The sequence below is a fragment of the Brevibacillus fulvus genome (genome assembly GCF_016908525.1).
Classification (GTDB): Bacteria; Bacillota; Bacilli; order Brevibacillales; family Brevibacillaceae; genus Brevibacillus_G; species Brevibacillus_G fulvus.
In genome coordinates, this window is record NZ_JAFBEB010000001.1 from 379,411 (window position 1) to 392,844 (window position 13,434).

General features: G+C 50.8%; 11 protein-coding genes. All 11 read left to right on the forward strand.

Annotated elements, in window-relative coordinates:
* Positions 1-133: 133 nt before the first annotated feature.
* The 11 genes from JOD01_RS01990 (at position 134) to JOD01_RS02040 (ending at position 13,410) form a co-directional block, all read left to right on the forward strand.
* Positions 134-2,959 carry a M14 family metallopeptidase gene (locus JOD01_RS01990; protein ID WP_204516531.1) on the forward strand — a complete coding sequence of 942 codons (2,826 nt, stop codon included), beginning with the start codon at positions 134-136 and terminating at the stop codon, positions 2,957-2,959.
* A 176-nt stretch (positions 2,960-3,135) separates the two neighbouring features.
* Positions 3,136-4,413 (forward strand): hypothetical protein, encoded by a 1,278-nt coding sequence (locus JOD01_RS01995; RefSeq protein ID WP_204516532.1) that lies wholly within the window; start codon positions 3,136-3,138, stop codon positions 4,411-4,413.
* A gap of 135 nt (positions 4,414-4,548) precedes the next feature.
* Positions 4,549-5,478: an alpha/beta hydrolase gene (locus tag JOD01_RS02000; protein ID WP_204516533.1), complete on the forward strand. Its 930-nt coding sequence runs from the start codon at positions 4,549-4,551 to the stop codon at positions 5,476-5,478.
* 108 nt (positions 5,479-5,586) lie between these two features.
* A complete protein-coding gene (locus tag JOD01_RS02005) occupies positions 5,587-6,684 on the forward strand; it encodes an AbrB family transcriptional regulator (protein ID WP_204516534.1) in 1,098 nt (365 codons plus the stop codon).
* Entirely contained in the window at positions 6,681-7,670 is a 990-nt protein-coding gene (locus tag JOD01_RS02010; RefSeq protein WP_204516535.1) for a YpdA family putative bacillithiol disulfide reductase, read from the forward strand. The genes JOD01_RS02005 and JOD01_RS02010 overlap by 4 nt, the downstream gene beginning before the upstream one ends.
* A gap of 85 nt (positions 7,671-7,755) precedes the next feature.
* Positions 7,756-8,325, forward strand: a complete 570-nt coding sequence (locus JOD01_RS02015) for a cysteine hydrolase family protein (protein WP_204516536.1) — start codon at positions 7,756-7,758, stop codon at positions 8,323-8,325.
* Between the two features lie 272 nt (positions 8,326-8,597).
* Entirely contained in the window at positions 8,598-9,602 is a 1,005-nt protein-coding gene (locus JOD01_RS02020) for a LacI family DNA-binding transcriptional regulator (protein ID WP_204516537.1), read from the forward strand.
* Entirely contained in the window at positions 9,602-10,540 is a 939-nt protein-coding gene (gene rbsK / locus JOD01_RS02025; RefSeq protein WP_204516538.1) for a ribokinase, read from the forward strand. The genes JOD01_RS02020 and rbsK overlap by 1 nt, the downstream gene beginning before the upstream one ends.
* Complete coding sequence (gene rbsD / locus JOD01_RS02030) at positions 10,537-10,932, forward strand: D-ribose pyranase (protein WP_204516539.1); 396 nt, start codon at positions 10,537-10,539, stop codon at positions 10,930-10,932. Before rbsK ends, rbsD begins: the two co-directional genes overlap by 4 nt.
* Before the next feature lie 14 nt (positions 10,933-10,946).
* Complete coding sequence (locus tag JOD01_RS02035; RefSeq protein ID WP_204516540.1) at positions 10,947-12,455, forward strand: sugar ABC transporter ATP-binding protein; 1,509 nt, start codon at positions 10,947-10,949, stop codon at positions 12,453-12,455.
* Positions 12,445-13,410: an ABC transporter permease gene (locus JOD01_RS02040; RefSeq protein ID WP_204516541.1), complete on the forward strand. Its 966-nt coding sequence runs from the start codon at positions 12,445-12,447 to the stop codon at positions 13,408-13,410. Before JOD01_RS02035 ends, JOD01_RS02040 begins: the two co-directional genes overlap by 11 nt.
* Positions 13,411-13,434: the final 24 nt, after the last annotated feature.

Sequence of the window (13,434 nt, forward strand, 5' to 3'; positions counted from 1 at the left end):
GACAGGTGTTTTTCGGTTGTGGGGAGCTTGACGGGAAGTTTTCTAAAAAGTGAAAAAATGATAGACAATAAATTAAAAAATTTTTAAAATTAGCTGTAAATAGTTTGAAACCAAGCAAATGGGAGGTAGATGAATGAAGAAGAAACTAGCTCCAAAAGTCATGTTTCTCCTGTTGGCCGCTTCCTTGCTGTCGCCGCAAACAGGGGCCGGCGCCAAGCAAAAAGCCGAACTGTCCCGCGAACCTGCGGCAACAACGGGCACTGCCGTTGACACAGCCAAGAAGACGAAAACGTCGGCGCTGAGACAAATTCCGGTGGAAGCCAAAGAATTTCGGCAAATGGATGTATCGACCAACCTGCTGTCGATGACTGAGCCGAAGGAAGTGGAAGTCAGCTTTGTCGCCGAAGATCTGCAGGACGTCAATGATCTGGAATGGACGTTTGGCGGAAAAGTGTTTTCCAGTTGGCAAAAATACAGCGCAAAAGACCAGGCGTACAGCGGTGAACCGTTCATTTCCTTCAGCGAGCAGCCCCATCTGGAAGGAAACATGGTTAAAGCAAAAATCAAGTTCGATCTTGTCTACACGCTTCTCACTCGCGATGGCGAAGAAGTCCCCACCAGCGATCTGTCCTCCCGCTCCATTCGCAGAAAATTCAATGATTTGCTTGGTACATATCCATTGGTTGCAAAAAACTGGAAAACGGAAATCGCCTATCAAGCCGATCTGAAACTGAACGCTTACGACAATTATCATACATATGACGAGTTGAAGCCGGCATTGGAGGAGATCAAAGAAAATGTCGGTGATGACCGTTATTTACGGGTAGAAGTGATCGGCGAGTCAGTCGAGGGGCGCGACATGTATTTTGCCGTTTTGGCAAAAGATCGGAAATCGATCGATACGTACCTGAACAAAACGCTGCCGAAAATGAAACGGGACCCGGAAGAATTGCTGGAACAGTTGCAAGATGGCGATTTGGACGATTACAAAGTTCCGATCTGGTTTAACAATCCTCATCCCGATGAAACACCGGCGATGGATGCCATATTGGAGCTGCTCCGTGAATTCGCGACCGAAGACGAGATTGAGTTTCGCCCGGAAGACGGCAAGCGCCGGACGACGCTGAAAGTGGACGAGGTGCTTGATCATGCGATTCTTTTGTTCAACCTCTCCGAAAACCCCGACGGCCGTGTCGCCACGACTCGAGCCAATGCCAACGATATTGACTTGAACCGCGACCATACGTATCAGACACAGCCGGAAGTGCTGGCGACAGTCGAGCAAATTGCCAAATGGACACCTTTATCCTTCTATGATTTTCACGGTTTTGTTCCGGAATTTCTGATTGAGCCGTGTACGCCGCCCCACAATCCAAACTTTGAATACGACCTGTCGATGAAAGGGATGATCGATCAGGCGAACGCGATGGGGAAAGCCGGCATTGCCAACACGAAGTACGAAGACTACATTATCCCATTGGATGATTACGGGAACGGTTGGGACGACTATACGCCTGCCTATACGGCCGTTTACGCCATGATGCAAGGATCGTTCGGTCATACGGTGGAAGTGCCGGAAATGAATCAGGATTCGTTCTGGGCAACCGTTTATGCCGGGCTGGGCGGAGTCCGCTTTGTGCTGGAGAACAAAGACGAGCTGTTTGAAACACAGCTGAAAATTTTCCAACGCGGCGTTGAGGGCAAGGACGATCATTCCGTTGACAAATGGCTGGTCAATCAAGATGGCGAGGAAATCGGCCGTCCCCGGGAAGACGGCGAGAATTTCTTCCCCGAATATTATGTAATTCCGGTTGATCCGGCTTTGCAAAAAAACCCACTGGAAGCGGCGAAAATGGTTGAGTATTTGATGCGCAATGATGTCGAGGTCAAAGTGACGAACCGCACGATCGAAGTCGATGACATCAAGTATCCAAAAGGAACGTATGTGGTCGACATGCATCAGGCGAAACGCGGGTTCGCAAACGCGGTTCTGTTTGATGGCGAAGATATTTCCGATTGGGACGCCATGTATGATTCCGTTGTGCAAAACTTCCATGACATGCGCGGATTTACCCGGATGGAAGTGAGAGAAGAGGGGGCCTTTGAACGTTACGTCGGACAGGCAAAGAAAAATGCGAGCAAGGCGATCAAAACGGAAATAGCGGAGCGGGCCGATGAATACATCATCCGCAATACGAGCAACGAAGCGATCAAAGCGGTCAATCAATTGCTGGCGGATGGCAAAACGGTGAAGATGGTGACCGAATCCAAAGATGGCTATGAAATGGGCGATTTCCTTGTCTCCCGGAAAGATTTGCAGCGGATCGAGGATGATTTCTACCTGCAGGTCGCAGCGGTGGAAGAGGATGTTCCCGCAAAAAAATTAAAACAGCCGAAAGTCGCGGCGATCGGCTCCGGTGCTTTGCGATTTGTCCTGAAAGAATTAGGGTTTGAGCTGGAAAGTTCGCTCAAAGGCAGTGACGTGATCGTTGACGATCTGGGCAATATCGAAGAAGACGATGTTGATGATCGCGACTATATCGGCATTGGCGGCTACGCGATGAAGGCGGTGAAAAAAGAAGACCTTTTGGATGATTTCGATTATGAAACAACCGATATTTACCATGAAGGCATTTTGCATGCGGTGCTTTCTCAGGATCATTTGCAGACGGCTGCTTATGATGAAGAGGAACCGCTTTACAGTGCAACCGGTACCTGGATTACAGAAGTGCCGGATGATGCCGAGACTTTGATTACCGTCAGTGATGAGCGTGATTTCTTTAAAACGGGATGGTGGCCGGGTCATAAGGATGCGAGAGGGGAAGTTCTCGCCTTTACCGTAGCAGATGGCGATCAAGATATTACTTTGTTTGCCAATGATCTCGTTTGGCGAGCCCATCCGCAGTTTAGCTACCGCTTGTTGGCAAATGCGATTTTTGCAGGAATGTTGAACGACTGAGCAAAGGGTGCTGGGCTGTCGTCGAGGGGGCATCTTCCCTCGGCCCAGCCCGTTTTTCGTTGAGAGGACGAATAATGGGCAAGCGTACAAGAAATAATTGACAGAGCAAACAGGATATGACTAGAATAAACATACTAAACATATCGATTTACTTTCATTTGAGTGGAGGAACCTTTATGCTAAAACGTTTGAAACAAAGCAAACTTGTCTCTGCCACGGTCGCGTTTTCCTTGCTGGCCGCACCGATCGGCTCGCCAGTTTGGGCAACTGCCGCTGCAGCGCAAACGGCGGGTGTGGCAAGCCCCATTCAGGCCACCGCGGAACGGCTGAAAAGTCAATATGGCGTTGATTTTTCCGCAACCGTCAGCCAGGCTGAATTTCTGGGGGCTTTGAAAGGTTTGCTTTCGCTGCAAGAGACGAGTGCACTTCTGCCTGAAGATTTATCTTCCGACTCGGGCCATTTTTCTTCGCTTGATGCCGTACGGATTGCGCTAAGAGCGGCCAAGCTCGAAGAACTGGCGCAAACGTATCCGGAACAAAAAGTGAAAAAGGCAGGTATTCCGTCAAGTCTTGATGGACAAGCTGCGCGGGAGGTTGCCGCCGCTGCCGATACCGGATTGTTGCCCAGTGAGCTGACCGCCGATTTTTCGCCGGATCAGGCCGTCACGGATCGGCTGGCAACGGCGTTGTTGGGAAAAGTTCTTGAGTTTCGCGGATTGTCCGAGAATTTCCTCGGCTATGTGTCTGATGATGATATTTACAGCAAGGTCTATCATGCTTGGCAGGAAAGCCAGATTATCAAGGCGGATAAATTGCAGAACATGGTAAATCAGGCAGTTGAACAGGATTTGGTGACCGGGTATAACTTGAAAGATCTGAATTATGCTCCTCATTTCGACCCGACGCGAACGATCACATACGGTCACAGCGACATCACCCACGCCATCCAGCTGCTCGGACTGTTGCGCAGCGAAGGGTTGGACGCGAAAGTACAATTGGAGCCAAAAACATCTGCGTTCAAATATTTGCCGGAATGGGGCGAACCGCAGCAAAGCGAAGATTATCAAGTGATCCAGATCAAAAATGGCAATTTGATCGCGTATTCCAAAGAATATGACTTGAGTTTCGAGTTTGCCGACAAACAGCAAAAAGAGCGGTTTGATCAAATTATTTTGAGCTATGCCAAAAAAAATCAGGAAGATGCCAGCGGATTGCTCTACCAGTCCTGGTGGCAGCCGCTCTATTATTCGCTTGTCCCGCTGACAGGCTATGAACCAATCACAAACAACTGGATTGAAGACGGCCGTTATTTGGCCCAGTCATTCTCTTTGACCGAACAGTCGGCAAACGTAGTCAACGGCTTGAAAAAAATCGCTCCATCCGTGGAAGTGAGCACAAATCGTCTATGGGTCAATACCGCATTCTATCATTACTTGCAAGGGGATTATAAATAAGCGCTCTTCGTTACCGTGTCCAGCCCGAGCCATGTTTCGGGCTGGATTTTCTTTTGCGAGCTGCTGGCTGTGACTGAAACTTTGGGCGAACGTTCACAATAAGAGAATCAAAACGGACAGAGGAGGAGATGACTCATGACGCTGGATCCTCAGGTTGCTGCTTTGCTGGAGTATTTACGCAGCGTTCCCCAACCACGTACTTTATCGCCAGAAACAGCGAGAAAAGCGATGGAAGATCGAGTGCGTTTGCAAAAGAAAGACCCGGTTGGCAAAATCGAGAACCGTACGATACCCGGACCGGCCGGCGAAATCCCGATCCGACTGTACTATCCTACGCAGGAACAGGCGCAATATCCGGTTCTCGTTTTTTTCCACGGCGGCGGCTGGGTGCTGGGCAGTCTGAATACGCACGATGACATTTGCTGTGCCTTAACGAACAGGGCCCATTGCCTGACGATCTCGGTTGATTACCGTCTGGCGCCGGAGCACAAGTTTCCCGCGGCGGTGGAAGACGCCTACGCCGCAGTGGAATGGACGTACCGCCATGCCAACCAGCTGCAGGCCGATCCCCGGCGGATCGCGGTCGGCGGCGACAGTGCCGGAGGAAATCTGGCTGCGGTCGTTGCCCTATTGGCGAAGGAAAAACAGACGCCGCCGCTTGTGTTCCAACTGCTGATTTATCCCAGTACGAGTCTGAAAGAAGATACGGTGTCTAAACGTCAGTTTGCCCACGGCTATTTGCTGACAGAAGAGTCCATGCTCTGGTTTCGCGAACAATATTTGCGCGAGCAAGCCGATCAGGACAATCCGCTCGCCTCACCGCTCTTGTACGAAGATTTCCGGGGATTGCCTGCAGCTTACGTCATGACGGCTGAATATGACCCGCTGCGCGACGAGGGAGAAGCGTACGCCGAGAAACTGCGGCAGGCCGGGGTTCCGGTGCAGTGTGAACGTTTTGCGGGAATGACCCACGGTTTTGTCAGCATGAGCAGTTATGTCGTCAAAGGAAAGCTGGCCTTGGACAAGGCCGGGGAGGTATTGCAACAAGCTTTCTATCCAGCTTAACTTCGCCGGACACATTTTTACATAGGCTTTCCGGCAAAAATGGAGTATGCTTATAGGAAAAGGAAAGTTTTTCATACAGGTCAGCTGTTCACTAGGAGTCGTTAAGGTATGAAAATTGCAGAAACGTTTTTGGTGGCGGTTGTCGGTTCTGTCATTTTGGTCTGGTGTCATGTGCCGCTTGCCTGGCTGCTTGGATCGATGATCGCCGTTATTCTCTGGCAAGCGCTCAGCAAACGGCGTTTGGGCGCTCCGTCTGCTTTGCGGCAAATCGCTTCTGTCCCTTTGGGCTATATGTTGGGTGCTTCCTTTACGCTGGAGACCGCTCGGCAAATCGTCTCTCAGTTGCCGATGATGTTTGCCCTGACCGTGTCCCTGATTATCGTCAGCCTGCTATTGGGGTATTTTGTCTCCAAAAAATGCGGTCTGGAAGTGGAGAGCGGGATCTTTGGCAGCGTGCCCGGCGGATTATCCCAAATGGTGCTGGTCGCCGAAGAGTTTGAGCGGGTTGATGTGACCGCCGTTTCGTTTATGCAGACGATCCGCTTGCTTTCGGTAGTGTTTATTGTGCCGTTTTTTGCCGTTCACGGCTTAGGACATGCAGACAGCTTGCACAGTCAGTCATTGGCCGGCCACGTGACCCCGATTCATCAATCTGCCGTCTTGACTGATTATGGGTTGTACGGGATTGTCGCGATTGTTGGCGCGATGCTCGCCTCCAGGATCGGATTGCCCGCGGCTGTCTTGACCGGCCCTTTGCTGGCAACGGCTGTTCTGACCATCGTCTCCGGCAAAACAGCACCGGAATTGCCGCAGTGGATTGTGACCCTTTCCCAAATTGTCATTGGCACCTATATTGGCTTAAAATTGAAAGTAGATAAGCTCGGGCGGTTGCGCAAGATTGCGGTCTATACGATTTGCAGCAGTGTGTTGCTCGTGTTTCTCTCTTTGCTGGTGGGCGTATGGCTGTCCGGACTGACGGATGTCAGTGTGGCCACCGGCTTTTTAAGTACAGCTCCCGGCGGCGTCGCCGAAATGGGGTTGACCGCATCGTTGGTGCATGCTGATTTATCTATGGTAGGAAGTTACCAAGTGTTTCGAATCTTTTTTATTATGTTTGCGATCCCGCCTTTGCTAAAATGGTGGTTAAAGCGGCGGGAAGCTCGGATGATTCCGGAAAAACAATCAAAGGAGCAACAGGCAAAATGAAGGAACAAGCGATCATCATTGGGGCAGGGCCATGCGGATTGGCTGCTGCCGTGGAATTGAAAAGAGCGGGAATCAACCCGTTGATCATTGAAAAAGGAACGTTAGTCAATTCGATCTATCAATATCCGACGTATATGATTTTTCACAGCACGGCGCCGCGGTTGGAGATTGGCGATATTCCGTTTACAACGCCGAATGAAAAGCCGACCCGGCTGGAGGGGCTGAATTATTACCGTACCGTTGCCAACCGTTATGAGTTGCGGACCCGTTTGTTCGAGACGGTGACCAGTGTGGAACGAACCGGATCAGGTTTTGCTTTGCACACCGTTGACCGGTTTCAGCAGAATCATACTTATCAGACAGACAATGTGATTATCGCCACCGGTTACTTCGACCATCCGAATCGTCTGAATGTACCGGGAGAAAATTTGCCCAAAGTGTTTTCCTTGTACAAGGAAGCCCATCCGTTTGCCGGTCAAAAGGTCGCCATAGTCGGCGGCAACAACTCGGCGGTGGATGCTGCGCTTGATCTGGAACGTGTGGGCGCGGAAGTGACGGTGATCATGCGCGGCTCGCAAATTTCCGAGCGGGTCAAAAGCTGGGTAAGGCCGGTGTTCGAAAGCGCCGTCAATAATGGGCGCATTCGTCTGCTGCTCTCGTCAAGTGTAACGGAAATTGCCGATCGATACATCCGCGTCAATGCCAATGGCGAGCCGCTCACGCTGGAAAACGATTTTGTCTTTACCCTGATCGGATTCCGTCCCGATCGTACCATGCTGCATTCGCTCGGGGTCGAAACCGACCCGGAAACGGGGGTTCCTCGCTTTGATGAACAGACGATGGAAACGAATGTACCGGGTGTGTTTATTGCGGGGGTGATCGCTGCCGGCAATCATGCCAATGCGATTTTTATTGAGAACGGCCGTTTTCACGGAAAGCTGATCGCCGATTATTTGGCGGCCAAGGGCACTCAGCTGGAAAAGTAAGCGTTTGGCAAATTTTCTCTGCAATTCGGCAAAGCATCGGATAAAATGGACATAAGAGATTCCGAATCGGGAAAGGGTGTTGTCCATGGCCAACCGTGCACTGATTGTGATTGATTATACCGTCGATTTTGTTGCCGATGATGGGGCGTTGACATGCGGAAAACCGGGGCAGGCAATTGAAGACAGGTTGGTGGCGCTGACCAAGGATGCGATTGAAGCTGGCGATTTTGTCGTATTTGCCGTTGACTTGCATCATCCCGAAGATCCCTACCATCCGGAGAGTCGCTTGTTTCCGCCGCACAATTTGGCAGGTACGCCGGGCAGGGATTTGTACGGCAAACTGGCAGAGCTTTATCAGCAGACGAAGGAACGGGAGAATGTCCACTACATGGACAAAACGCGGTACAGCGCTTTTGCCGGAACCGACCTGGAACTGAAATTGCGGGGTAGGGGCATTCAGGAGCTGCATCTGGTCGGAGTCTGCACAGATATTTGTGTGCTGCATACCGCAGTTGATGCCTATAACAAAGGGTTTGCGATCGTCGTCCATGCGGATGCGGTTGCCAGTTTCAACCAAGCCGGACATGAGTGGGCTTTGACTCATTTTACCGGGAGTCTGGGTGCGAAGGTCGTGCCGGCTGCAGCTGTCAATTAACAGAGGCAGAAATGTCCCGACACGCGCCTTTCTGCAACAAAAACAGGTTTGTCTGCGAACCGAGCAGTGTCCCCAGCGGCACTGCTTTTTTGTTATGTCGAAAAAGCGGGACGGATGTAAAAATGAAAAAAATGTTGACAGAAAATCGAGGGGGCAGTATATTTAATGTGTCAAATGTGTAACCGTTTACAGATTGAAAAAAGCAATGTTTTCTTTATTTTTTTAACGAATATGTAACCGGTTACAGATAAAAGTCTGGCGGTGTTGTGATTTTGGCGACAATTCGGGATGTTGCAAAATTGGCTGGAGTATCCGTAGCGACCGTTTCACGGGTGATCAACCAAAACGGTTATGTCACGAAGGATACGGAACAAAAAGTCAGGAAAGTGATTGAATTGCTTCATTATGAACCGAATGCCGTTGCCAGAGGGCTTGCGGGCAAGCAGACAGGAACGATTGCTTTTATCTTGCCTGATATTTCCAATCCGTTTTTTCCGGAAGTAGCCCGTGCAGTTGAAGATGTGGCCCAGGCGCATGGCTATACGGTCATTCTCTGCAATTCCGATGATGAAGGACACAAAGAACGTTCTTATATCGAGGTTCTCAAAAAGAAGTATATTGATGGAATTATTTTTGCTTCCAACACAATGGGGCAGGAGGATATGCAAAAGCTGTATCATATCGACGATCTCCCTGTCGTTGCGCTGGACCGCGCGCCAACCAACCAGACTTGTTCGGTTATTCGCTCCAAAAACTATGCGGGAGCACAGATGGCGGTCAACCATTTGCTTTCAATCGGTTGCCGAAAAATTGCGCATATTTACGGACCGCCGCAATTTGTCACTGCGAGGGAGCGGTTGGCCGGCTATCAAGAGCTGGTGAAAAAATTCCCGTGGTATTCGCCCGATTTGATGGTTCCCGGCAATTTTCACCTCGATGGCGGAATGAAGGCAGCGGAACAATTGCTGCGCGCTCATCCTGATGTCGATGGCATTTTTGCCGGAAATGATCTGATGGCATTGGGTGCTTTAAAAACGATGAGCCGATTGGGCATACGCGTGCCGGAGCAAATTTCGATTTGCGGCTTTGATGGCATCGCCTTGACGGCGGTGACGGAACCGGAATTGACGACGATCGCACAGCCTATCTACGAAATGGGAGCAACGGCGGCTCGCGTATTGATCGAAAAAATCCAGGGCAATGACACGAACGCGCAAGAATATGAACTGGAAGTAGAATTAGTGGAACGAGGCACAACCAGAAAGAAGGTAACGTGATGAACAAAATCCCACGCATTGCCGTTGTCGGCAGTCTCAATATGGATATTGTGGTGGAAGCGGATCGTCCGCCGCAAATGGGGGAAACGGTTCCGGGGAATCGGGTGCACTTTATACCCGGCGGCAAAGGAGCCAATCAGGCGGTCGCCTGCGCGCGCCTCGGTGCGCAAACCGTCATGATCGGTTCCGTTGGCAAAGATGCCTTTGGCCAACAATTGCTCACTGCTTTGCAAAACGATGGCATTGTGACACAGACAATCAAACAGGTGGAGGATGCCAGCACCGGAATTGCCTCGATTTTGTTGTCGCAAGGGGACAACAGCATCGTCGTTGTCGCCGGAGCCAACGCTCATTGTCTGCCGGAAGACCTGGATCAACAACGGTCCAGCATCGAACAAGCGGATGCCATACTCTTGCAGCTGGAAGTTCCGCTGCCGACCGTGCTTTATGCCGCCAAGCAAGCGAAACAGCTGGGCAAACAAGTTATTCTCAACCCGGCGCCTGCGCAGGATTTGCCTGCAGAATTGTTGGCAAACGTCGATGTGCTGATTCCGAACGAATACGAACTCGCCTTGCTGGCCGGCGTAGAAGTCACCGATGAAACCAGTTTGCGGAAGGCGATGCAACTTTTGCTGGACAAAGGGGTCGGTATCGTCATTACAACTTTGGGCGCGGACGGAGCTGCCTACCTGACGGATGACGGAACGTTTGGTCGAGTAACGGGGTATCAGGTGGACGTCGTGGATACAACCGGCGCAGGTGATTCCTTCAATGCCGGTGTTGCCGTCTCCCTTGCCAAAGGATCGAGTGTACAGGATGCGATCCGCTATGCCAGCATGGTAGGCGCGCTGGCTGTAACCAAACTGGGCGCACAGCAAGGGATGCCTACGGCCGACGAAGTCGAGCAATTTTCCCGCCAACGAGGTGAACTAGCATGAAAAAATTTGGGATGTTGAACAGCGAGATCACCAAGGTGATCAGTGAACTTGGCCATACCGATCAAATTGTGATCGCGGATGCGGGTTTGCCGATCCCGCCAGGGGTGAAACGGATCGACCTGGCATTAGTGCCCGGCCTGCCTTCGTTTCTCGTTACATTGGAAACGATCCTCGCCGAGATGCAAGTGGAAAAAGTGGTCTATGCAGAGGAAATGGCGGAAAAAAATCCAAAGTTGAAGCAGGAAATGTCAGGCATGCTGGAAGGAATGGAAAGCGAGACGGTCACCCATGAGCAGTTCAAACAATTGACCAGGCATGCAAAAGCGGTGATTCGAACAGGGGAATGTACTCCTTACGCAAATATCATTCTGCAAGCGGGGGTTATCTTTTAAAAGGTGGGGTATTCATGGCAGAGCTATTGTTGGAAATGAAGAACATTAGCAAATCCTTTCCCGGTGTGAAGGTGCTGGATGGAGTGGAGCTCCGCCTGGAACGGGGTGAAGTGCTTGCGCTGATGGGGGAAAACGGTGCAGGCAAGTCCACCTTAATGAAAATTCTCGGCGGAATTTACAGCAAAGATCAAGGCACGATCACGGTCAAAGGACAGCAGCTTGAGCAAATGACGACGGCGACGGCTGCGAAAATGGGGATCGCGATCATTCACCAGGAGCTGAATTTGATTCCCCACTTGAGCATCATGGAAAATATGTTTCTCGGACGCGAATTTACCATTGGCAAAACGAAATGGATCAACTGGCGGCTGATGCGGAAAGAAGCGCAAAAATATTTGGACCAGCTGGGCATTCAGCTTGATCCTGCGACGTTGGTTGGCGAGTTATCCGTCGGTCAGCAGCAGATGATTGAAATTGCGAAAGCGTTATCAATGCAAGCAGACATCCTCGTGCTGGATGAACCAACGGCTGCCTTGACCAACCGCGAGATTGAATCGTTGTTTGAAGTCATTCACTCCTTGCGGGAAAAAGGGGTCGGGATGATCTACATCTCCCACCGGATGGAAGAAATTTTTCAAATTTGCGATCGTATCACCGTGCTGCGCGATGGTCAGTTTGTCGGGACAAAACGGACGAGCGAAACGAGCATGGATGAAATCGTCCGCATGATGGTCGGTCGGGAAATTACTGAACGGTTCCCCAAAATCGAAGTTCAGCTTGGCGCGGAACGATTGCGACTGGAAGGAGTTTCGCGCACAGGCAAACTCCATCAAATTTCTTTCTCTGTTCGCGGCGGAGAAATTCTGGGAATTGCCGGATTGATGGGCGCGGGACGAACCGAGTTGGCGCGCGTCTTGTTTGGAGCAGATCCGATTGACCAGGGGCGCATCTTCATTGATGGACAAGAAGTCCGCATCAAGAAGCCTCGAGACGCGATTCGCGCCGGTATCGCTCTCGTTACGGAGGACCGCAAGGAAGAAGGTTTGGTGCTTTCCCAAACGATTCGCGAAAATTTGGCCTTGCCCAATCTGGGCAGATTGTCCGCAGGCGGTTTTCTGCAATTCGGCAAAGAAAAAAGCTTGACGGAAGAAATGATCCGCAGCTTGTTGATCAAAGCGCATAGCGGGGAACAAACCGTTGGCTCGCTGAGCGGCGGGAACCAGCAAAAAGTCGTGATTGGCAAATGGTTGGCGACCCGGCCGAAGATTTTGATTTTGGACGAGCCGACGAGAGGAGTCGACATCGGGGCGAAGAAGGAAATTTATGACTTGATGAATCGACTGGTGAAAGAAGGCGTGGCGATTATCATGATTTCCTCCGAAATGCCGGAAGTTTTGGGGATGAGTGACCGGATTCTCGTGATGCACGAAGGTCGCATCACCGGAGAATTCAGCCGTGAGGAAGCCACACAGGAAAAAATTATGCACGCCGCAGCAGGGGGAGGAAATAGCTATGCAAGCTGAAGTTCAACGTTCTGCGCAACTTCATAAAAAGGGTGCCAGTGTCATTCAACGGATGGGCCCTTTGCTTGGACTTGCATTGATTGTTATCGTGTTAAGCATTGTCAGTGACAACTTCCTGACAGTTAGCAATATTTTCAACGTTCTCCGGCAAATTTCCATCAATGCGCTGATTGCCTTTGGCATGACCTTTGTCATCCTGACCGGCGGCATTGACTTGTCCGTAGGGTCCATTTTGGCCTTGTCCAGTGCGCTCACAGCCGGTTTTATGGCCGGCGGCATGGACACATACCTGGCCGTGTTGCTTGGATTATTGGGCGGCGCCGTAATGGGTGCGATCAATGGCTTGTTGATCGCTAAAGGCAAAGTCGCGCCATTCATCGCTACATTGGCGACAATGACCGTCTTCCGCGGTCTGACGCTCGTATACACCGAAGGCAAACCGGTGACAGGCCTGAATGATGATTTCGGCATGCTGGGAAAAGGATTTTTCCTCGATATTCCGATGCCGGTTATCTGGATGTTGATCTCCTTTGTCATCTTGTATATTATCCTCAAAAATACAACGTTTGGCCGCCATGTGTATGCCTTGGGCAGCAACGAAGAAGCAACCAACCTGTCGGGGATCAGCACCTCGAAAGTAAAAGTGATCGTCTATTCCATCAGCGGCTTGTTTGCCGCCTTAAGCGGAATCATCCTGACTTCCCGCTTGAACTCCGCGCAACCGACGGCAGGGACGTCGTACGAACTCGACGCGATCGCGGCGGTCGTACTCGGCGGAACCAGCTTGTCCGGCGGAAAAGGCTGGATTGTCGGCACGCTGATTGGGGCGATGATCATCGGTGTGTTAGATAACGGTCTCAACTTGCTGAATGTCTCTTCTTTCTATCAGCAAGTTGTCAAAGGGGCGGTAATTTTGATCGCCGTTTTGCTGGACCGTTCTAAATCTCATAAATAAACCAAAGATAAGGGGAAATGAACA

What these genes read in the sequence shown, in the direction of transcription:
- rbsD (WP_204516539.1), top strand. Translation starts at nt 10,537, where the DNA reads ATGAAAAAATTTGGGATGTTGAACAGCGAGATCACCAAGGTGATCAGT.
- JOD01_RS02000 (WP_204516533.1), top strand. Translation starts at nt 4,549, where the DNA reads ATGACGCTGGATCCTCAGGTTGCTGCTTTGCTGGAGTATTTACGCAGC.
- JOD01_RS02040 (WP_204516541.1), top strand. Translation starts at nt 12,445, where the DNA reads ATGCAAGCTGAAGTTCAACGTTCTGCGCAACTTCATAAAAAGGGTGCC.
- JOD01_RS01990 (WP_204516531.1), top strand. Translation starts at nt 134, where the DNA reads ATGAAGAAGAAACTAGCTCCAAAAGTCATGTTTCTCCTGTTGGCCGCT.
- JOD01_RS02035 (WP_204516540.1), top strand. Translation starts at nt 10,947, where the DNA reads ATGGCAGAGCTATTGTTGGAAATGAAGAACATTAGCAAATCCTTTCCC.
- JOD01_RS02005 (WP_204516534.1), top strand. Translation starts at nt 5,587, where the DNA reads ATGAAAATTGCAGAAACGTTTTTGGTGGCGGTTGTCGGTTCTGTCATT.
- rbsK (WP_204516538.1), top strand. Translation starts at nt 9,602, where the DNA reads ATGAACAAAATCCCACGCATTGCCGTTGTCGGCAGTCTCAATATGGAT.
- JOD01_RS02010 (WP_204516535.1), top strand. Translation starts at nt 6,681, where the DNA reads ATGAAGGAACAAGCGATCATCATTGGGGCAGGGCCATGCGGATTGGCT.
- JOD01_RS01995 (WP_204516532.1), top strand. Translation starts at nt 3,136, where the DNA reads ATGCTAAAACGTTTGAAACAAAGCAAACTTGTCTCTGCCACGGTCGCG.
- JOD01_RS02015 (WP_204516536.1), top strand. Translation starts at nt 7,756, where the DNA reads ATGGCCAACCGTGCACTGATTGTGATTGATTATACCGTCGATTTTGTT.